Source organism: Xanthomonas euroxanthea (assembly GCF_900476395.1).
GTDB lineage: Bacteria > Pseudomonadota > Gammaproteobacteria > Xanthomonadales > Xanthomonadaceae > Xanthomonas > Xanthomonas euroxanthea.
Genome location: NZ_UIHB01000005.1, coordinates 258075 through 278672, shown reverse-complemented (window position 1 = coordinate 278672; position 20598 = coordinate 258075). Strand labels below are relative to the sequence as shown.

Genomic DNA, 20598 nt, shown 5'->3' with positions numbered 1-20598 from the left:
CGATGAACAAGATCACCCATTACTTCAAGAGCCTGCTCCTGCTCGAACTGCTAGGCGGCTTGTGGCTGACGTTGAAATACACGTTCAAGCCCAAGTACACCGTGTTGTATCCGATGGAGAAGTTCCCGCAGTCGCCGCGTTTCCGTGGCCTGCACGCGCTGCGTCGCTATCCCAACGGCGAAGAGCGCTGCATCGCCTGCAAGCTGTGCGAAGCGGTGTGCCCGGCACTGGCGATCACCATCGACTCGGCCAAGCGCGAGGACGGCTCGCGCCGCACCACGCGCTACGACATCGACCTGTTCAAGTGCATCTTCTGCGGCTTCTGCGAGGAAAGCTGCCCGGTGGACTCGATCGTCGAGACGCACATCCTCGAGTACCACTTCGAGAAGCGTGGCGAGAACATTGTCAACAAGCCGCAGCTGCTGGCCATCGGAGACCGGTTCGAAACCGAGATCGCCGAGCGTCGCGCTGCCGATGCCGCCTTCCGTTGAGGTCATGATGGACTGGGTCACTATTGCTTTTTACGCCTTCTCCGCCGTCGCGGTCGTGTCCGCCGGTGCGGTGATCAGCGTGCGCAACCCGGTGTACGCCGTGTTGTGCCTGATCCTCACCTTCTTCTCGATGGCATGCATCTGGTTGCTGGTCGGCGCCGAATTCCTCGGCGTGACGCTGGTGCTGGTCTATGTCGGCGCGGTGATGGTGCTGTTCCTGTTCGTGGTGATGATGCTGGACATCGACACCAGCCGCCTGCGCGAAGGCTGGGTCAAGTACATGCCGGTCGGCGTCATCGTGGCGGTTGCCATGCTGGTGCAGATGGTCACCCTGATCGGCGTCAAGGCACGCAGTGCCGCGCCGTTCCCGGCCGACAATGCCGCTGCGCAGGCAGCCGATGTGTCGAACCTGACCTGGCTGGCCAAGACCCTCTACACCCAGTTCCTGCTGCCGTTCGAGTTCGCCGCGGTGATCCTGACCGTGGCCGTGGTGGCTGCCGTGATGCTGACCCTGCGCAAGCGCACCGGCATCAAGCATCAGAACGCTGGCGAGCAGTCGCGGGTGAAGGCGGGCGACCGTCTGCGCATGGTCAAAATGGCAGTTGAAAAGCCGGTACAGGTCGCGCCGACGCTCGATGCGACCGACGGACAGGAGGCGAAGTCTTGATTACCTTGGGCCACCTGCTTGGACTGGGCGCGGTGCTGTTCTGCATCTCGCTGGCCGGCATCTTCCTCAACCGCAAGAACGTCATCGTGTTGCTGATGTCGATCGAGCTGATGCTGCTGTCGGTCAACGTCAACTTCATTGCGTTTTCGCGCGAGCTTGGCGACCCCGCCGGTCAGTTGTTCGTGTTCTTCATCCTGACCGTTGCCGCCGCGGAGGCTGCGATCGGCCTTGCGATCCTGGTGACTCTGTTCCGCACGCGCCGCACGATCAATGTGGCCGAAGTCGATACGTTGAAGGGCTGACCTGTAGATGGAAATCACTCTCTCCAAGAGTCTGTTGATTGCGGTGGTGCTTGCACCGCTGGTCGGCAGCATCATCGCCGGCCTGTTCGGTCGCCAGGTAGGGCGCAAGGGCGCGCAGTACGTCACCATCCTGGGTGTGGCGGTCAGCTGCGTGCTGTCGTGCCTGACGCTGTATCAACTGGTGGAGCAGGGCGCCAGCCCGTTCAACCAGAACCTGTACACCTTCTTCGATGTCGGTAACTACTCCGCCCATGTGGGCTTCATGGTCGATCGCCTGACCGCGATGATGATGGTCGTGGTGACCTTCGTGTCGCTGCTGGTGCACATCTACACCATCGGCTACATGGAAGAAGACCCGGGTTACCAGCGCTTCTTCAGCTATATCTCGTTGTTCACCTTCTCCATGCTCACGCTGGTGATGAGCAACAACTTCCTGCAGCTGTTCTTCGGCTGGGAAGCGGTGGGCCTGGTGTCGTATCTGCTGATCGGCTTCTGGTTCAAGCGCCCGACCGCGGTGTTCGCCAACATGAAGGCGTTCCTGGTCAATCGCGTGGGCGACTTCGGTTTCATTCTCGGCATCGCCGGCGTGCTGCTGTGGTTCGGCTCGCTGGACTACTCCACCGTGTTCGCCAACGCGACCACCATGGCCGGCGCCAAGGTGCAGCTGTTCGCGGGCCACGAATGGAGCGTGATGACGCTGATCTGCATCTGCCTGTTCATCGGTGCGATGGGCAAGTCGGCGCAGGTGCCGCTGCACGTGTGGCTGCCCGACTCGATGGAAGGCCCGACGCCGATTTCGGCCCTGATCCATGCCGCCACGATGGTCACCGCCGGCATCTTCATGGTCGCGCGCATGTCGCCGCTGTTTGAGCTGTCGGAAACCGCGTTGAACTTCATCCTGTTCATCGGTGCGACCACGGCCTTCTTCACCGGCCTGATCGGCATCGTGCAGAACGACATCAAGCGTGTGGTCGCGTATTCGACGCTGTCCCAGCTCGGCTACATGACCGTGGCGCTGGGCGTCTCGGCCTATTCGGCGGCCGTGTTCCACCTGATGACGCATGCCTTCTTCAAGGCGCTGCTGTTCCTGGCGGCCGGTTCGGTCATCATCGGCATGCACCACGAGCAGGACATGCGCAAGATGGGCGGCCTGCGCAAGTACATGAAGGTGACTTACTGGACCAGCGTGATCGGTACCCTGGCGCTGGTCGGTACGCCGTTCTTCTCCGGCTTCTATTCCAAGGACACCATCATCGAGGCGGCGGCCCACCACGCCCACGAGTCGCATAGCTGGATCGCGACCTATGGTTACTGGGCCGTGCTCGGCGGCGTGCTGGTGACCAGCTTCTACAGCTTCCGTCTGCTGTTCCTGACCTTCCACGGCAAGGAGCGCTTCCGCGATGCCCATGCGCACGACGCCCATGGACACCATGACAGCGCGCATACCGATGCCGAGGCGCAGGTCCACGCACACGACAGCCATGCGCACGACGCACATGCACACGACACGCATGGCCACGATGACCACGGCCACGGCCACCACGGTGCCCATGAGCCGCACGAATCCAAGTGGGTGGTGACGCTGCCGTTGATCCTGCTGGCGATCCCGTCGGTGGCGATCGGCTTCTTCACCATCGGCCCGATGCTGTTCGGCACCGATTGGCAGGGCCACCACGCCGCACATGCGATGAAGGGGCAGGCAGTGTCGTTCTTCACCGGCATCGTCGACTTCTACGATCCGGCGCGCGACACCGTTGGCGCGCTGGCCGAGGAGTTCCATGGCCCGGTCGCCTTCGCGTTGCACGGCATGATGGCGGCGCCATTCTTCCTGACGCTTGCCGGCCTGTTGCTGGCTGCGCTGTTCTACCTGTGGAAGCCGGAACTGGCGACCAAGTCGCGCAAGGCGTTCGCGCCGGTCGTGTGGCTGCTGGAAAACAAGTACGGCTTCGACAAGCTCTGGATCAATGGCTTCGCCGGCGGTGGCGTGGCTCTTGGCAAGGCGTCACGTGCCATCGATACCCATGTGGTCGACGGTGTCGTCGTCAATGGTTCTGCCCGACTGATCGACCTGGCTGCAAATCTGCTGCGTCGCACGCAATCCGGTTTCCTCTATCACTACGCCTTCGCAATGATCATCGGTTTGATCGCCTTGTTGGCGGTACTGATGCATTTCTGGCGTTGACCTGTACGGAATAAGAAAACGTGTCGAACTGGCCTCTACTGTCTATCTTGATCTGGCTGCCGATTATCGGTGGCGCCTTGATCCTCGCGTTGCGCAACGCCGAGACTGCCCGCTGGGCGTCCCTGGCGGTGGCGGTGGCGACCTTTGTGCTGAGTCTGCCGCTGCTGGGCTACGACACGGCCAATGACGCCATGCAGTTCATCGAACTGCATGCCTGGATCCCGGCCTACAACATCGGCTACAACCTGGGCGTGGACGGCATCGCGGTCGCGTTGATCGTGCTGACCACGCTGGTGACGGTGCTGGCCCTGATCGGTGCCTGGCGCTCGATCGACAAGCGCGTGAATCAGTACGTCGCTGCCTTCCTGATCCTGGAAGGCGTCACGGTCGGCATCTTCGCCGCCACCGACGCGATGCTGTTCTATGTCTTCTTCGAAGCCATGCTGATCCCGATGTTCCTGATCATCGGTGTCTGGGGCGGCCCGCGGCGTATCTACGCGGCGATGAAGTTCTTCCTGTACACCTTCCTCGGCTCGGTGCTGATGCTGGTGGGCCTGGTCTACCTGTACCTGAAGGGCGGCAGCTTCCAGCTGGCCGATCTGTACGCGCTGCAGCTGACCGCCAAGGAACAGACCTGGATCTTCTTCGCCTTCCTGATCGCGTTTGCGGTCAAGGTGCCGATGTTCCCGGTGCACACCTGGCTGCCGGATGCGCACGTGGAGGCGCCCACCGCCGGCTCGGTGATCCTGGCCGCGATCGCGTTGAAGATCGGTGGCTACGGCTTCCTGCGCTTCAATCTGCCGATCGTGCCGGATGCGAGCCATGAGTTCGCATGGCTGGTCATTACGCTGTCGCTGATCGCGGTCGTCTACGTCGGCCTGGTGGCCCTGGTGCAGGACGACATGAAGAAGCTGGTGGCGTATTCGTCCATCGCGCACATGGGCTTTGTCACCCTCGGCACCTTCATCGCGTTCACCCTGGTGCGCGAGTACGGCAGCACCGACGCTGCCCGTCTGGGCCTGCAGGGCGCGATGGTGCAGATGATTTCGCACGGCTTCGTGTCCGGCGCGATGTTCTCCTGCATCGGCGTGCTCTACGACCGCATGCATACCCGCCGCATCGCCGATTACGGCGGCGTGGTCAATGTGATGCCGTGGTTCGCCACGTTCTCCATGCTGTTCTTCATGGCCAATGCCGGCCTGCCGGGTACCAGTGGCTTCGTCGGCGAGTTCATGGTGATCCTGGCCAGCTTCCAGAAGCATCCGCTGGTGGCCTTCGCTGCCGCCACCACGCTGGTGATCACTGCCGCCTACACGCTGTGGCTCTACAAGCGCGTGTTCTTTGGCGAGGTGGCCAACGCCCACGTGGCCGAGCTGAAGGACATCAATGGCCGTGAGGCATTCGTGCTGGGGGTGTTCGCCGTTGGCGTGCTGGCCCTGGGCCTGTATCCGAAGCCGTTGACCGATCTGATGGAACCATCGATCGCCAAGCTGGCTACCCAGATTGCCGCGACCAAGCTGTAACAGCTTGCCGTACGTTTTGATTTCCAGGATTTGATGATGACCACGCCAACGCTCGCGCCGTTGACCACCGCTGACCTGGCTCCGCTTGTTCCGGAGCTGGTGCTGATCGGCGGCGCCTTTGCACTGCTGATGCTCGATCTGTTCGTGAGCCAGCGGAACAAGGTCTGGACCCACCTGTTCTCCGTTGCCGTGCTTGCCGTGGTGTTCGCGCTGTTGGCGACCGGCACGGGCGGGCAGGGCGAGATCTTCCACGGCATGTTCGTACGCGACACCGCGGCCGACGTGATGAAGACGGTGATCGTGCTGGTCAGTGGTCTGAGCCTGGTGTACGGCTGGACATACCTGCGCGAGCGCAATCTCTATCAGGGCGAGATCCCGGTGCTGGTGTTGTTCGCCACCGCCGGCATGATGCTGCTGACCTCGGCGGGCAGCCTGCTGATGGTGTACCTGGGCCTGGAGCTGCTCGCGCTGTGCTCGTATGCGCTGGTCGCCTCCAATCGCGACAACGGCCTGGCCACCGAAGCGGCGATGAAGTATTTCGTGCTCGGTTCGCTGGCCTCGGGCCTGCTGCTGTACGGCATGTCGCTGGTCTATGGCGCCACCGGCACGCTCAGCCTGAGCGGCATCCACGACGCGATCGAAGGTTCCAGCGAGCGCACCCTGCTGCTGACCGGCACCATCTTCATGATCGCCGGTGTGGCATTCAAGCTGGGCGCCGCGCCGTTCCACATGTGGTTGCCCGACGTGTACCAGGGCGCGCCCGCACCGATCGCCTTGTTCATCAGCTCCGCGCCCAAGCTCGCCGCCTTCGGCATGGCCTACCGTCTGCTTGAAGTCGGCATGGGCCCGCTGTCGCCGCAGTGGCATCTGTTGATCGGCGGCCTGTCGGCGGTGTCGCTGGTGATCGGCAACCTGATGGCAATTGCGCAGAGCAACCTCAAGCGCATGCTGGCGTACTCGACCGTCTCGCACATCGGCTTCCTGCTGATGGGCGTGGCCGGTGGCGGCGAGGAAGGCTATGCCGCGGCCATGTTCTACGCGGTGAGCTACACCATCATGTCCACCGCCGCGTTCGGCGCGATCATCGCGTTGTCGCGCAATGGCTTCGAAGCCGAGAACATCGACGACTTCAAGGGACTCAACGCGCGCAATCCGTGGATGGCCGGCCTGGTGCTGTGCATCATGGCTTCGCTTGCGGGTATCCCGCCGTTCCTGGGTTTCTGGACCAAGCTGGCGGTGCTGGGCGCTGCGGTCAACGGCGACATGCTGTGGCTGGCCCTGGTCGGCGTGCTCTGTGCAGTGATCGGCGCCTTCTATTATCTGCGTGTCATCAAGGTCATGTACTTCGACGAGCCGGTGGGCGAGCCGTTGCCCGCCAATAACGATCGTGTGCTGGGCACCGTGCTCGGGGTCAACGCGCTCGCATTGCTCGCACTTGGCCTGGCCTGGAGCCCGATCATGGTGTGGTGCCAGCGTGCGTTCGCAGGCCTTGCCTAAGTCACGCATGCCTGCATGACGTCGCGGCGCGTGCCTCACACGCGCCGTCGATGGATGACTGCAATAAAGTCGTGATTGTTGTTTCGTTTTTGTTGCAATGCGGTTATCATTTGCCGCGACGTTGAAGACCCCAGGGTTTTCAATCGATGAAAAACTAGGGCTTGCAATTGCCGCTCAAGTTCTTCATAATTCCGCTTCTGCTGCGGGGTGGAGCAGTCTGGCAGCTCGTCGGGCTCATAACCCGAAGGTCGCAGGTTCAAATCCTGCCCCCGCTACCAAGTTTTGAAGTACTGCTTTAATGCAATGCCTTAGGGCAGTACTTCAGCTTCTTGGATCGCAAAGACGCATGTTCCCGTCTTTGCGCCGACCCTGAGAGGTCGGGCTTTTTTCACGCAAGGGGCCCATCGGGCCCCTTGTTTTTTCCGGAACCGGAAAGTTTGCTGCCGGTTGCCGGGGTTCTACTGGCAATCATCTTATCAGGGCAGTCTGTGAGCGAAAAAGCGACCGAAATCGCGAATCTGCTGAGTCCAACGGTTGAGTCCCTGGGCTTGGAACTGCTGGGTGTGGAATATCTTCCCGCTCCAGGTGGCGCCACATTGCGCCTGTACATCGATGTGCCGCTGGCCGAACAGCCCGAGCGTGTGATCAACGTCGATGACTGCGAGCGCGTGAGCCGTGAAGTGTCGGCCCAGCTCGACGTCGAAGATCCCATCACCGGCAACTACACGCTTGAGGTGTCTTCGCCGGGTGTGGACCGTCCGTTGTTCACGCTGGAGCAGTTCGGCCGTCACGCCGGCGAGTCCGCCAAGATCGTGTTGAAGCTGGCGCAGGATGGTCGGCGCCGCTTCCAGGGCCAAATCGTGCGGATCGAGTCCGAAGCACAGGCGGTGGTGTTCGCCATCGACGGAAAGGACGTGCAGATCGTCTTCGACAACATCGACAAGGCGCGCATTCTGCCGGATTGGGTCGCTCTGGGCCTGGCCCCGCAAAAACCGAACAAGCCCGGCCCGAAGAAACCCGGGCACGAGAAGAAGAAACCATCCAACGAGTCGGCGGCTGGCAAGCCGCGCGCGGAGTGACGAAATGAGCAAGGAACTTTTGCTGGTAGTGGATGCGGTGGCCAACGAAAAGGGCGTACCGCGCGAAGTGATCTTCGATGCGATCGAGGCCGCGTTGGCTTCCGCAGCGAAGAAGCGCTATCCCGACCAGGACGTGCTGACGCGCGTGACCATCGACCACAAGGACGGTAACTACGAAACCTATCGCCGCTGGGAAGTGGTTGCCGACGATGTGGTGATGGAATCCCCGGATCGCCAGGTGCGCCTGATGGATGCCGTCGACGAGGCTGATGGCGTCGATGTGGGCGACTACATCGAAGAACAGATCGAAAACCCGGACTTCGGCCGCATCGCCGCGCAGGCTGCCAAGCAGGTGATCGTGCAGCGTGTGCGCGAAGCCGAGCGTCAGCAGGTGGTCGATGCCTGGAAGGACCGCGTCGGCGAGTTGATCACCGGTGTGGTCAAGCGCGCCGAGCGCGGCAATATCTTTGTCGATCTGGGCGGCAATGCCGAAGCCTTCATCCCCAAGGACAAGGGCATTCCGCGCGACGTGTTGCGGCCGGGCGACCGCGTACGCGGCTATCTGGCCGAAGTGCGTTCCGAGCCGCGCGGCCCGCAGCTGTTCATCAGCCGCGCCGCGCCGGAATTCATGATCGAGCTGTTCAAGCTCGAAGTGCCGGAAGTGGGCCAGGGCCTGGTCGAGATCAAGGCCTGCGCCCGCGATCCGGGCGATCGCGCCAAGATCGCAGTGATCGCGCACGACACCCGCACCGATCCGATCGGCGCGTGCATCGGTATGCGTGGTTCACGCGTGCAGGCAGTGTCCAACGAGCTCAATGGCGAGCGCGTGGACATCGTGTTGTGGAACGAGAACCCGGCCAACTTCGTCATCAACGCGATGGCGCCGGCAGAAGTGCAGTCGATCATCGTCGATGAAGACAAGCACTCGATGGATCTGGCCGTGGCGGAAGACCGCCTGGCCCAGGCGATCGGCAAGGGCGGCCAGAACGTGCGTCTGGCCAGCCGCCTGACCGGTTGGCAGCTCAACGTAATGACCGCCGACCAGGTGGCCGCCAAGTCCGAAGCCGAGCAGACCTCCGCGCGCCAGTTGTTCATGGATCGCCTGGAAGTGGACGAGGAAATCGCAGCGATCCTGGTGACCGAGGGCTTCAATACGGTCGAGGAAATCGCCTACGTGCCGGTCGGCGAGTTGCTGGCGGTGGAAGGCTTCGACGAAGACATCGTCGAAGAGTTGCGCGCCCGTGCCCGCGATGCGTTGCTCAACGCCGCGCTGGCAGAAGAAGAAGGCCTGGAAGGAACTCAGCCCACCGAGGACCTGCTGGCGCTGGAGGGGATGGACGAGGAAACGGCCTTTGCTCTGGCCGAGCACGGCGTGCGCACCAGCGAGGACTTGTCCGACCTGGCAGCGGACGAGATCGTCGACTTCGGCATCGAGGGCTTGACCCAGGAGCGCGCCGCGGCGCTGATCCTGGCGGCCCGCGCCGAGGAGATCGCCCGTTTGGAGCGCGGCGAATGAGCCGGCAATGAACCGCGCCCTGACCCCATCAGGGCTTAGAATCAGCGTTTCCCTTGCTCTGGGCGAGGGGGCGCCAACCAGATCATAGGATCCGAATGTCGCAGCAAACCACCATCCGCAAGCTTGCCGAACTGGTCAATACGCCGGTCGATAAACTGCTGGTTCAACTGGCCGAGGCCGGAATGAAGTTCAGCGGTCCCGACCAGGTCGTGACCAGCACCGAGAAGATGAAACTGCTTGGCTTCCTGCGCCGCACGCATGGCAAGGCCGACACGCCCGCCGAAACGGCGAGCGAAGCAGCCAAGAAGATCACGCTCAACCGGCGCAAGCTGCAGGAAGTCACGGTCAGCGCCGGCCGCACCAAGACCACGGTCAACGTGGAAGTGCGGCAGAAGCGCACCTACGTGAAGTCCGAAAACGAAGGCGGCGGTCGCCCTGCGCCGATGACGCCGGACGAGGAGCGCGCCGACATCCTGGCCAAGCTCGCCGCTTCGCGTCAGCGCAATCTCGACGAGCAGCAGGCGCTGGCCGAAAGCGATCGTCTGCGCGATGAAGCGATTCAGCGCAAGCGTGAAGAAGAGCAGGCCGCCAAGGACCGCGCAGAAGCCGAGCGCAAGGCTGCCGAGGAAGCCGCTGCGGCTGCCAGTGCGCCGGCCCCGGTTGCTGCTGCGCCGACGCCGTCCGCGCGTGCACCGTCTTCGCCGTCGTCGGCACCGCGTCCGGCCCGTCCGGCTGGCGCGTCGCCGGCATCGCGCCCGGCAACGCCGGCGCGCCCGGACGATCGTTCCAATGCGGCCAAGCACAAGACGCGCGGTTCGCACGTCATGGTGGCCGGTGTCGAAGACGACGATGCGACCAAGCGTTTCGCCGGGCAGTTGCATCTGTCTGCAGCTGATCGTGCGCGCCGCTCCAATGTGCGCGGCAAGCCGACCGGTCGTCCCGGTTCGTCGTCCTCGCGCCGTGGCAACGACAACGGCCGTGGCGGCAACCAGGGCAACAGCGGTCCGCACGGGTTCGAGCGTCCGACCGCACCGGTGGTGCGCGAAGTGGCGATCGGCGACACCATCACCGTGGCCGACCTGGCGCAGAAGCTTGCGCTCAAGGGCGGCGACGTGGTCAAGGCGCTGTTCAAGATGGGCGTCATGGCGACCATCACCCAGAGCATCGACCATGACACCGCCGCGCTGGTGACCGAAGAGCTCGGCCACAAGGCCGTGCGTGCCGACAATGCCGACTTCGAGGATGCGCTGCTGGCGCATGCCGAGGATGCGCAGGGCGAGACCACCTCGCGTCCGCCGGTGGTCACCATCATGGGTCACGTCGATCACGGCAAGACCTCGTTGCTGGATTACATCCGTCGCACCAAGATCGCCTCTGGCGAAGCCGGCGGCATCACCCAGCACATCGGTGCGTACCACGTCGAAACCGGCCGTGGCGTCATCAGCTTCCTGGATACGCCCGGCCATGCCGCGTTTACCTCGATGCGTGCCCGTGGCGCCAAGATCACCGACATCGTGGTGCTGGTGGTCGCGGCCGATGACGGCGTGATGCCGCAGACCAAGGAAGCGGTGGCGCATGCCAAGGCGGCGGGCGTTCCGTTGATCGTGGCGGTCAACAAGATCGACAAGGCCGGCGCGGATCCGCTGCGGGTCAAGAATGAATTGCTGGCCGAAAACGTGGTGGCCGAAGAGTTCGGCGGCGATACCCAGTTCATCGAGGTGTCGGCCAAGCTCGGTACCGGTGTGGACACGTTGCTGGACGCGATCTCGCTGCAGGCCGAAGTGCTGGAACTCAAGGCGGTGGCCGAAGGCCGCGCCAGCGGTACCGTCATCGAGTCCTCGCTGGACAAGGGCCGTGGCCCGGTCGCAACGGTGCTGGTGCAGCAGGGCGCGCTGAAGCGTGGCGATTACCTGGTCTGCGGTATCCAGTACGGCCGTGTGCGTGCGCTGTTCGACGAGACCGGCCATCAGCCGGCCTCGGCCGGCCCATCGATTCCGGTGCAGGTGCTCGGCCTGTCCGGCGTGCCGGAAGCCGGTGATGATTTCGTGGTCGTCGACGACGAGCGTCTGGCCAAGGACGTGGCGCAGCAGCGCGAAACCAAGCGCCGCGAGTCGCGCCTGGTCGCCTCGGCCAGCAACCGCATGGAAGACATCCTGGCCCAGATGGGCAAGGGCGAAGGCCAGCAGGTGCTGAACCTGGTGATCAAGGCCGACGTGCAGGGTTCGGTGGAAGCGCTGAAGCAGTCGCTGGTGGCATTGTCCAACGACGACATCCGCATCAACGTGATCCACTCCGGCGTGGGCGGCATCACCGAGTCCGATGCGAATTCGGCGGCGGCTTCCAAGGCCACGATCATCGGCTTCAACGTGCGTGCCGATGCCTCGGCGCGCAAGATCGTCGAGTCCAACGGCATCGATCTGCGTTACTTCTCGATCATCTATGACGTGATCGACCAGGTGAAGCAGGTGGCGTCCGGTCTGCTCGGCGTGGAAATCCGCGAAGAGATCATCGGTATCGCGCAGGTTCGCGACGTGTTCCGCAGCTCCAAGTTCGGTGCGGTTGCAGGCTGCATGATCATCGAAGGCGTGGTGAAGCGCAGCAAGCCGATCCGCGTGCTCCGCGACAGCGTCGTGGTGTTCGAGGGCGAGCTGGAATCGTTGCGCCGCTTCAAGGAAAACGTCGAGGAAGTGCGCAACGGTACCGAATGCGGTATCGGCGTGAAGGCCTACAACGACGTCAAGGCCGGCGATCAGATCGAGTGCTTCGAGCGTATCGAAGTCGCCCGCACGCTGTAACGGTTGCCGGGGCCTGCGGGCCCCGGACTCCGTCGAGCGGAGTCGTTCCGTAACGCAAGTTCTGCAAGGCGAGGGCGGCATGGCCGCCCGCGTCCGTTTTTGGCTTCGGTGCCAACTGGCCCTCCGAATCAACCAGGTCCACGACCATGCCAACCAAATCATTCCATCGCACCGACCGCGTTTCGGCGCAGGTGCGCCGCGACCTCGGCACGATCGTGCACGCGGCCGTGCGCGACCACGGCCTGCCGTCGGTCAGCGTGTCCGACGTCGAAATCAGCCGCGACCTGGCGCATGCCAAGGTGTTCGTCACCGCGCTGCAGCAGGAGCGCTCGGCCGAAGCGGTCAAGGGGCTCAAGGAAATCGCGGGTCAGCTGCGCACGCAGCTGGCGCGCGCGATGAAGCTGCGGCATGTGCCCGAGCTGCATTTCCATTACGACGATTCGGTCGACCGCGGCGAGCGCATCGACAACCTGCTGCGTGACCTGGACGATGTCGGCCCCGAGGCCGCGTCCAGCGACGAGGACGCCGAGCAGCGCTGAGCGCTGCCGGCCGGCCGCCTGTTGACCAGCGGCCCTGATTTCAACGGGCGCGCACGGTGCCCGATTCGAGCACTGATCTCTTGAAACCCCGCATCGTCTATCGCCCGTTGCACGGCATCCTGTTGCTCGACAAGCCGGCTGGAGTCAGCTCCAACACGGCCTTGCAGTCCGCGCGTCGCTTGTTGCGTGCCGAAAAGGGCGGCCACACCGGCAGCCTGGACCCGCTGGCCACCGGCCTGCTGCCGCTGTGTCTGGGCGAGGCGACCAAGATTGCCGGCCTCCTGCTCAGTTCTGCCAAGGCCTACGATGCCGAGGTCGTGCTGGGTGTCACCACCGATACCGACGATGCCGATGGTCAGGTCCTGCGCGAGCGTGCAGTGCCCGCACTGGACGAAGACGCGCTGCGTGCAGCGCTGATGCCCTTCATCGGGCGCATCCGCCAACAGGCGCCGATCTATTCCGCGCTCAAGCAGGGCGGCGAGCCGCTGTACGCCAAGGCGCGCCGTGGCGAGGCAATCGAGGCGCCGGTGCGCGAGGTCGAGGTGCAGGCGATCGACGTGATCGGCTACGCCGCGCCGCGGCTGCAACTGCGCGTGACCTGCGGATCGGGCACCTATATCCGCAGCCTGGCGCGCGATCTGGGCGAAGTGCTCGGCTGCGGTGCGCATATCGCCTCGCTGCGCCGGCTCTGGGTCGAGCCGTTTCGCACGCCGCAGATGATCACGCTGGAGGCGCTGTCGGCTGCCCTGGAAGCGGGCACCGACGCACAGGACCTGCTGCTGCCGATCGAGGCCGGACTGGCCGATTTTGCGCGGATCGTGCTCGATGCCGCGCACGCGGCACGTTTTCGCATGGGCCAGCGTCTGCGCGATGCGACATTTCCGACCGGCCAGGTGGCGGTGTTCGGACCCGACGGAACCCCCTCCGGGCTAGGCCTGGTGGACGCGGAGGGGCGCTTGTCGCCGCAGCGATTGTTCAATGGACTGAACGAAGTGGCGTCTTGTTAAGGTTTAGTCAACTTGTTCCCGGGGCCGCACGACGTTACAATTTTGCGGCCCCGATCGGGGCACCTCAGCGCCAAGCGCGCTCATCCCAAGCAAACGGCGAGTCCGGCGGTGCGTCATGCACGTTCCTGTCGACCACGCATCTATCGAGTAAACATCATGTCCGTCGACACCCAGAAAGTTATTGAAGACAACAAGCGCAGCGCCCAGGACACCGGTTCGCCGGAAGTGCAGGTCGCCCTGCTGACCGCGCGCATCGAGCTGCTGACCGGCCACTTCAAGACCCACAAGAAGGATCACCACAGCCGTCGTGGCCTGCTGCAGATGGTCAACCGCCGCCGCAGCCTGCTCGACTACCTGAAGAAGAAGGACAACGAGCGTTACAAGTCCTTGATCGAGAAGCTCGGCCTGCGCCGCTAATCGAGTCCTACCGCCGCGGCGCAGCGATGCGCCGCGGCTTTGTTTTGGTCATTCGCATTACGTTATCTGCAGCATGCAGTTCATGGGCCGGAGCCTCCCGGCCGCCCGTTCTCGGCATGGGTCGACGACGGTCCAACGAAGACAGCAACACCTAAGGGAAAAAACCTCCGTGGCAAAAATCACCAAAACCTTCCAGTACGGCAAGCACACCGTCACCCTGGAGACGGGCGAAATCGCTCGCCAGGCAGGCGGCGCCGTCATCGTCAAGTTCGACGACACCGTACTGCTGGTCACCGCCGTCGCCGCCAAGAGTGCGCGCGAAGGGCAGGACTTCTTTCCTCTGACGGTCGATTATCAGGAGAAGTTCTACGCCGGCGGCCGCATCCCGGGCGGCTTCTTCAAGCGCGAAGGACGTGCGACCGAGAAGGAAACGTTGATCTCGCGCCTGATCGATCGCCCGATCCGCCCGCTGTTCCCGGAGGACTACAAGAACGAAGTGCAGATCATCGCCACCGTGATGTCGATGAACCCGGACATCGACGGCGATATCGCCGCGCTGATCGGCGCATCGGCCGCGCTGTCGCTGGCCGGCACCCCGTTCAACGGCCCGATCGCTGCGGCGAAGGTCGGCTACAAGAATGGCGAATACATCCTCAACCCGACCGTGACCGAGCTGAAGGATTCGCAGCTGGAGCTGGTCGTGGCCGGTACCGCCAACGCGGTGCTGATGGTCGAGTCCGAAGCCGAGCTGCTGTCGGAAGAAGTGATGCTGGGCGCGGTGACGTTCGGCCATCGCGAGATGCAGAAGGTCATCAACATCATCAACGAGCTGACCGTCGAAGCCGGCACCAAGCCGTCCGACTGGGTGGCCCCGGCCAAGAATGACGGCATGATCGCCGCGCTGAAGGAAGCGGTGGGCGATCAGCTCGCGTCGGCATTCCAGGTGCGCGACAAGCTGCAGCGCCGTGATGCGATTTCGGCGATCAAGAAGGACGTGCTGGGTGCGCTGGCACCGCGCGCCACCGTCGAAGGCTGGGCTGCCGGTGATCTGTCCAAGGAATTCGGCGAGCTGGAATACCAGACCATGCGTGGCTCGGTGCTGAGCACCAAGGTGCGCATCGACGGCCGTGCACTGGATACCGTGCGTCCGATCAGCGCCAAGGCCGGCGTGCTGCCGCGTACCCATGGCTCGGCGCTGTTCACCCGCGGCGAGACCCAGGCGATCGTGATCACCACGCTCGGCACCGCACGCGACGGTCAGGTCATCGACGCCGTCTCGGGCGAGTACAAGGAAAACTTCCTGTTCCATTACAACTTCCCTCCGTATTCGGTGGGCGAGTGCGGTCGTTTCGGTGCGCCGAAGCGTCGCGAGATCGGCCACGGCCGTCTGGCCAAGCGCGGCGTGCTGGCCGTGATGCCGAGCCTGGAAGAATTCCCGTACACCATCCGCGTGGTCTCGGAAATCACCGAGTCCAACGGTTCGTCCTCGATGGCCTCGGTCTGCGGCAGCTCGCTGGCGCTGATGGATGCCGGCGTGCCGATCAAGGCGCCGGTCGCAGGTATCGCGATGGGCCTGGTCAAGGAAGGCAACGACTTCGTTGTGCTGTCGGACATCCTGGGTGACGAAGATCACCTCGGCGACATGGACTTCAAGGTGGCCGGTACTGCCGAAGGCGTGTCCGCGCTGCAGATGGACATCAAGATCGAAGGCATCACCGAAGAGATCATGAAGCAGGCATTGCAGCAGGCCAAGGCCGGCCGTCTGCACATCCTCGGCGAGATGGCGCATGCCCTGACCACCCCGCGTCAGGAACTGAGCGATTACGCCCCGCGCCTGCTGACCATCAAGATCCACCCGGACAAGATCCGCGAAGTGATCGGCAAGGGTGGCTCGACCATCCAGGCCATCACCAAGGAAACCGGCACGCAGATTGATATCCAGGACGACGGCACGATCATCATCGCGTCGGTCAACGCCATCGCTGCGCAGGCTGCGAAGTCGCGCATCGAGCAGATCACCTCGGACGTGGAGCCGGGTCGCATCTACGAAGGCAAGGTCGCCAAGATCATGGACTTCGGTGCATTCGTCACCATCCTGCCGGGCAAGGACGGCCTGGTGCACGTCTCGCAGATTTCCAGCGAGCGCGTGGAGAAGGTCGGCGACAAGCTGAAGGAAGGCGATCTGGTCCGCGTCAAGGTGCTGGAAGTGGACAAGCAGGGCCGTATCCGTCTGTCGATCAAGGCAGTGGAAGAAGGCGAAGGCCTGCCGGCATCGGCCGAGTAATCGCCACGGTTTGACGCGTTACGAAAAGCGGGCTTCGGCCCGCTTTTTTATTGGGTGTTTAGGGCAATCGCCGGTGCCTTGATCCTTCTCCTGCGGGAGAAGGTGCACCGCAGGGGCGGATGAGGGTACGGGCGAAGCCTAGTGTGGTCGAACCTTGGCCAGGGCTTCGCTTCCGTACCCTCACCCCAGCCCCTCTCCCGACGGGAGAGGGGCTTCGAGCCTTGCTTACCCGGGCTGCTGGGTCGGCGCGGGCTGTGTTTCCGGACGCGGTGGCACGACGCGTGGAAAACCCGGCGGCATCGTTGCGGGCAAGGTGGTTGGCGAAGGCAGTGGCTCGACCGGCGGAGGCGCGGTCATCACCGCATCCGGGCGCAGCTTCAACAGGGCCGCCCAGTCGCGTCGATTGAAATCGCAGAGTTCTTCGTGTGCCGGCGTGCACTCGCTGGCGATGCCCAGGCCGTCCTCGCTCTGGTCCTGGCTGCCGTCAGACTGCGGTGTCGGCAATACCACGCGGCCGGCGCGGTCCAGCGGCATCTTGCGCATCATCACCGTGTTGAACACGTTGCCGCCGATCAGATACAGGGTGCGATCGCCACCGACGTTGGCGGCCACCACGACGTCGCAATGCGATTGCCAAGGCATCGGCGCGCTGCCGCCAAGCCCGGCCCTGAGGCCGGCATAGCCAAGCGCGACACTGCGCCCGCGCAACAGGCACAGCAGATCGCCGGGAGCGGGCTTCTCCACCGCCGGGTCGGTGAACTGGTAAGGCCCGCTGGCGCCATCGTTGTAGGCGCTGCGGATGTAATCCAGATGGCGTGCAGAGCGATGGAAGCCGCTCAGGCCTGCCTGTGTCATCACCCAGGAGATGAAGGCAGCCGACCACGGGTTGTCGACCAGGAACGCACGGCAATCGCTGGCGGTATAGCGCGTGCCATCCAGTGCCGCGCAGCTCGACGCGCCCGGGCGGCCGCCCATCGATGCGAGCGTGCCGCTGTCGCGCCAGTAGCCTGCCACGCGTTGCCACGCGACCACCCCATGGTCGGCGAGATAGCCTGATTCGGCTTCGGTGACGCCCAGGCTGGCCAGACGCCCCTTGGCATCGATAAACGGGCGTTGCCACAGGCGATGCTCGTTGCAGGCATTGCGCACGATGGCGATTGCAGCAGGGCTGGTGCCGAAGCGTGGCGGCACGTCGCAGACTTCCGCGGCGGCCGCGGTGCCGCCCCATGCGGCCAACACCAGACAGAGCCACGGCCAAGGTTTTACAGTCATCGCAGATCCTGCACAGAACAATCGCAGCAGGCTGACAGAGCCGGCTGCGGGCACGCGTGAAATCAGTGCGGCGGCGGGCCGAGTTTGAGCGACAGATCGACGGCGTGCACGTGCTTGGTGAGCCCGCCGATGGAGATGCAATCCACGCCATCGGCCGCAATGGCGGCAATGCCGGCCAGATCCACGCTGCCGGAGACTTCCAGCGGAATGCGTTGGTCGCGCGGCAGGGCGGCAACGATGCGCACCGCCTCGCGCCGCAGTGCCGGGTCGAAATCGTCGATCAGGATGCGCGTACACCCGACCTGCAAGGCCTCGCGCAGCTGCTCCAGGGTTTCCACCTCCACCACCAGCGGCAACTGTGGTTGCTGCGCACGTGCGGCATGCACGGCGGCGCTCAACGAGCCGGCGGCGCGGATATGGTTTTCCTTGAGCATCACCGTGTCGAACAGCCCGATGCGGTGGTTGTCGCCGCCACCGCAACGCACGGCGTATTTCTGCGCGGCGCGCAGGCCCGGCAGCGTCTTGCGCGTATCCAGAATGCGCGTGCCGGTGCCGGCCACGGCGGCGACATATGCAGCGGTGGTGGTCGCGGCAGCCGACAGCGTCTGCAGGAAGTTGAGCGAGGTGCGCTCGGCACTGACCAGGCTACGGCTGCGGCCATGCAGCAGCGCCAGCACCGTGCCGGCGGCAACGTGCTGGCCTTCGTGTACCTGCCAGTCGATACGCACCTGCGGATCGAGTGCGCGGTGCGTGGCGTCGAACCAGGGCCGCCCGGCGATCACGGCATCCTGCTTGCACAGCAGGTACGCGCTGTCGGCCTGGTCGGGCAACAGCGCTGCAGTCACATCGCCTGTGCCGATGTCTTCGGCCAGTGCGCGCGCCACATCTGCATCCACCTGCGCTGCCGGCGGCGCCTTCGGCACGGCCGTGCTTGCGGAAGACGTCACTTTTCGGGGAAGTCGGCGATCTGCGCTGTGCCGATCGCTTCTTCGGCCAGCAGCACCGGAATGCCGTCGTCGACGCGGAAGACCTGCTTGCGGTCGCGGGTGATCAGTGCCTCGCGCAGCGGCTGTGTCTGCGCCGCGCCGTCAGCACGCTGCAGGGTTCCGCCGGCGATGGCGGTATTGAGTGCCTCCAGGCCCTTGCCGTCGAGCAGCGAGAGCGGCTGGCGGGTGTCGGGCGAGCACAGCAGGTCGAGCAGTTTGCGATCCATCGAAGTCTTGTCTTGCGTGGAAGATGGCTAGAATACGTCTTTACCGCAGGGCAGGGCCATGACCTCCAACCACTCCGCGCCGCTGGTCGGCATCGTGATGGGTTCCCGTTCCGATTGGGAAACCATGCAACACGCAGCTCAGAAGCTCGATGCGCTGGGCGTGCCTTACGAAGTCAAGGTGGTCTCGGCGCACCGCACACCGGACGTGTTGTTCAGCTATGCAGAGCAGGCGGGCGACCGTGGCCTGCGCGCGATCATCGCCGGCGCCGGTGGCGCAGCGCACCTGCCCGGCATGCTGGCGGCCAAGACGGCGGTGCCGGTGCTCGGTGTGCCGGTGCAGTCCAAGGCGCTCAACGGCATGGATTCGCTGCTGTCGATCGTGCAGATGCCGGCCGGGATTCCGGTGGCGACGTTTGCGATCGGCAACGCCGGCGCGGCGAATGCGGCCTTGTTCGCCGCTGCGATGCTGGCGCCGGAGCAGGCGCAGATCGGTCAGGCACTGGCGCAGTTCCGCGCCAGGCAGACCGACGATGTCATGGCCAGCGACGACCCGCGCCAATGACCACGGTCGGTATTCTGGGCGGCGGCCAGTTGGCCCGCATGCTGGTCCTGGCCGGCGCGCCGCTGGGCTTGCGGTTTGCGGTGTTCGACCCGGCCGCCGATGGCTGCGCAGGGCAGGTGGCGCCGCTGCAGGCGGGCGCTTTCGACGATGCCGCCGCGCTTGCCGCATTCGCCGCACACGTGGATGTGATCACCTTCGATTTCGAAAACGTGCCGGCTGCCAGCGCGCAGCAATTGGCCGCGCAGGTGCCGGTGTTTCCCAGTGCTGCCGCGTTGGCGGTGGCGCAGGACCGGCTCAGCGAAAAGACCCTGTTCCGCGAGCTCGGCATTCCGGTGCCCGCGTTCGCCGCCATCGACGACCGTGCGGGACTGGATGCCGCGTTGGCCCGTATCGGCACGCCGTGCGTGCTCAAGACGCGCCGCTTCGGTTACGACGGCAAGGGCCAGTTCCGCATCAAGACGCCGGCCGATGCCGATGCCGCGTGGGACGCGCTCGGCGCGCAGGCCGCCAAGGTCGGCCTGATCGTGGAAGCCTTCGTACCGTTCGAGCGCGAGGTCAGCGTGGTGGCCGTGCGTGGGCGCGATGGCGAGTTCCGTGCCTGGCCGCTGACCGAAAACTGGCATGTGGACGGTGTGCTCTCGGCCAGTCTTGCGCCGGCGCATGTGGATGCCGGGTTGCAGGAGGTGGCAGAGGCGCATGCGCGCGCGATCGCCGAGCGCGTGGACTACGTGGGCGTCTTCGCGCTCGAGCTGTTCGTGCGCGATGGCCAACTGCTCGCCAACGAGATGGCGCCGCGCGTGCACAACTCCGGGCACTGGACCATCGAAGGCGCCGAGACCTCGCAGTTCGAAAATCACGTGCGTGCGGTGCTCGGTTTGCCGCTCGGCAGCACCGCGATGCGTGGACATGCCTGCATGCTCAACTGGCTGGGTGCGATGCCGGATGCTGCCGCATTCCTGGCGGTGCCCGGTGGGCATTGGCACGACTACGGCAAGCAATCGCGCGAGGGCCGCAAGGTCGGCCATGCCACGCTGCGCGCTGAGACGCCGCAGGCGCTTGCGCAGGCAGTGGGCGACGCAGGCACCGTGCTGCAGCGTGAGGCACAGGTCAGTCCGGTGCTTGCGCGCTTGAGCGAAGGGTCACTCGCAGAATGAGCGTTGGCGCCGCTGCGACCCGGCGCACGCGCAGGGTCGTGGCGGAGCTGGACCGCAGTGCGCGATGCCGCCGGGTGCGCCGTCGCAACCAGTCAATT

Annotated in this window: 18 protein-coding genes and 1 tRNA gene; 16 read left to right on the top strand and 3 right to left on the bottom strand. The window is 64.4% G+C overall.

Annotated features, from left to right (window positions below; translation table 11 throughout):
* The first annotated feature begins 2 nt into the window (after positions 1 to 2).
* From nuoI to pnp, 14 genes are all read left to right on the top strand, one after another.
* Positions 3 to 491, top strand: coding sequence for an NADH-quinone oxidoreductase subunit NuoI (gene nuoI / locus CPBF1521_RS15300; protein ID WP_002810206.1), 489 nt, complete (start codon positions 3 to 5; stop codon positions 489 to 491).
* A 4-nt stretch (positions 492 to 495) separates the two neighbouring features.
* Positions 496 to 1158: an NADH-quinone oxidoreductase subunit J gene (locus CPBF1521_RS15295; protein WP_180497024.1), complete on the top strand. Its 663-nt coding sequence runs from the start codon at positions 496 to 498 to the stop codon at positions 1156 to 1158.
* Positions 1155 to 1460 (top strand): NADH-quinone oxidoreductase subunit NuoK, encoded by a 306-nt coding sequence (gene nuoK / locus CPBF1521_RS15290; RefSeq protein ID WP_006450557.1) that lies wholly within the window; start codon positions 1155 to 1157, stop codon positions 1458 to 1460. Before CPBF1521_RS15295 ends, nuoK begins: the two co-directional genes overlap by 4 nt.
* A gap of 7 nt (positions 1461 to 1467) precedes the next feature.
* The gene (gene nuoL / locus CPBF1521_RS15285) at positions 1468 to 3642 is read left to right on the top strand and encodes an NADH-quinone oxidoreductase subunit L (protein WP_115677532.1); all 2175 of its coding nucleotides are present in this window, start codon (positions 1468 to 1470) and stop codon (positions 3640 to 3642) included.
* Positions 3643 to 3662: 20 nt separating this feature from the next.
* A complete protein-coding gene (locus CPBF1521_RS15280) occupies positions 3663 to 5165 on the top strand; it encodes an NADH-quinone oxidoreductase subunit M (RefSeq protein WP_104581967.1) in 1503 nt (500 codons plus the stop codon).
* A gap of 36 nt (positions 5166 to 5201) precedes the next feature.
* Positions 5202 to 6662, top strand: coding sequence for an NADH-quinone oxidoreductase subunit NuoN (gene nuoN, locus CPBF1521_RS15275; protein ID WP_104581968.1), 1461 nt, complete (start codon positions 5202 to 5204; stop codon positions 6660 to 6662).
* A 201-nt stretch (positions 6663 to 6863) separates the two neighbouring features.
* Positions 6864 to 6940, top strand: a tRNA-Met gene (locus CPBF1521_RS15270).
* A gap of 210 nt (positions 6941 to 7150) precedes the next feature.
* Positions 7151 to 7741 (top strand): ribosome maturation factor RimP, encoded by a 591-nt coding sequence (rimP, locus tag CPBF1521_RS15265; protein WP_104581969.1) that lies wholly within the window; start codon positions 7151 to 7153, stop codon positions 7739 to 7741.
* A gap of 4 nt (positions 7742 to 7745) precedes the next feature.
* Entirely contained in the window at positions 7746 to 9257 is a 1512-nt protein-coding gene (nusA, locus tag CPBF1521_RS15260; protein WP_016903006.1) for a transcription termination factor NusA, read from the top strand.
* 95 nt (positions 9258 to 9352) lie between these two features.
* On the top strand, positions 9353 to 12052 hold the full coding sequence (gene infB / locus CPBF1521_RS15255; RefSeq protein WP_181901253.1) for a translation initiation factor IF-2: 2700 nt from the start codon (positions 9353 to 9355) through the stop codon (positions 12050 to 12052).
* A 146-nt stretch (positions 12053 to 12198) separates the two neighbouring features.
* Positions 12199 to 12591, top strand: coding sequence for a 30S ribosome-binding factor RbfA (rbfA, locus tag CPBF1521_RS15250; RefSeq protein WP_024937968.1), 393 nt, complete (start codon positions 12199 to 12201; stop codon positions 12589 to 12591).
* 80 nt (positions 12592 to 12671) lie between these two features.
* Positions 12672 to 13598 carry a tRNA pseudouridine(55) synthase TruB gene (gene truB / locus CPBF1521_RS15245; protein WP_115677530.1) on the top strand — a complete coding sequence of 309 codons (927 nt, stop codon included), beginning with the start codon at positions 12672 to 12674 and terminating at the stop codon, positions 13596 to 13598.
* Between the two features lie 156 nt (positions 13599 to 13754).
* The gene (rpsO, locus tag CPBF1521_RS15240) at positions 13755 to 14015 is read left to right on the top strand and encodes a 30S ribosomal protein S15 (RefSeq protein WP_003485583.1); all 261 of its coding nucleotides are present in this window, start codon (positions 13755 to 13757) and stop codon (positions 14013 to 14015) included.
* A gap of 169 nt (positions 14016 to 14184) precedes the next feature.
* Positions 14185 to 16299: a polyribonucleotide nucleotidyltransferase gene (gene pnp / locus CPBF1521_RS15235; RefSeq protein WP_104581972.1), complete on the top strand. Its 2115-nt coding sequence runs from the start codon at positions 14185 to 14187 to the stop codon at positions 16297 to 16299.
* A gap of 225 nt (positions 16300 to 16524) precedes the next feature.
* Here pnp and CPBF1521_RS15230 read toward each other — a convergent pair whose 3' ends face one another.
* The 3 genes from CPBF1521_RS15230 to CPBF1521_RS15220 form a co-directional block, all read right to left on the bottom strand.
* The gene (locus tag CPBF1521_RS15230) at positions 16525 to 17571 is read right to left on the bottom strand and encodes a DUF2272 domain-containing protein (RefSeq protein ID WP_164739134.1); all 1047 of its coding nucleotides are present in this window, start codon (positions 17569 to 17571) and stop codon (positions 16525 to 16527) included.
* A 62-nt stretch (positions 17572 to 17633) separates the two neighbouring features.
* Positions 17634 to 18518, bottom strand: a complete 885-nt coding sequence (gene nadC, locus CPBF1521_RS15225; RefSeq protein WP_181901252.1) for a carboxylating nicotinate-nucleotide diphosphorylase — start codon at positions 18516 to 18518, stop codon at positions 17634 to 17636.
* The gene (locus CPBF1521_RS15220) at positions 18515 to 18784 is read right to left on the bottom strand and encodes a Trm112 family protein (RefSeq protein WP_115677527.1); all 270 of its coding nucleotides are present in this window, start codon (positions 18782 to 18784) and stop codon (positions 18515 to 18517) included. The genes nadC and CPBF1521_RS15220 overlap by 4 nt, the downstream gene beginning before the upstream one ends.
* A gap of 58 nt (positions 18785 to 18842) precedes the next feature.
* On the opposite strand from CPBF1521_RS15220, the gene purE reads away from it, so the two are divergent.
* Both purE and CPBF1521_RS15210 read left to right on the top strand, forming a co-directional pair.
* The gene (gene purE, locus CPBF1521_RS15215) at positions 18843 to 19346 is read left to right on the top strand and encodes a 5-(carboxyamino)imidazole ribonucleotide mutase (RefSeq protein ID WP_104581975.1); all 504 of its coding nucleotides are present in this window, start codon (positions 18843 to 18845) and stop codon (positions 19344 to 19346) included.
* Positions 19343 to 20500 (top strand): 5-(carboxyamino)imidazole ribonucleotide synthase, encoded by a 1158-nt coding sequence (locus tag CPBF1521_RS15210; RefSeq protein WP_115677526.1) that lies wholly within the window; start codon positions 19343 to 19345, stop codon positions 20498 to 20500. Before purE ends, CPBF1521_RS15210 begins: the two co-directional genes overlap by 4 nt.
* The last annotated feature ends 98 nt before the right edge of the window (positions 20501 to 20598 follow it).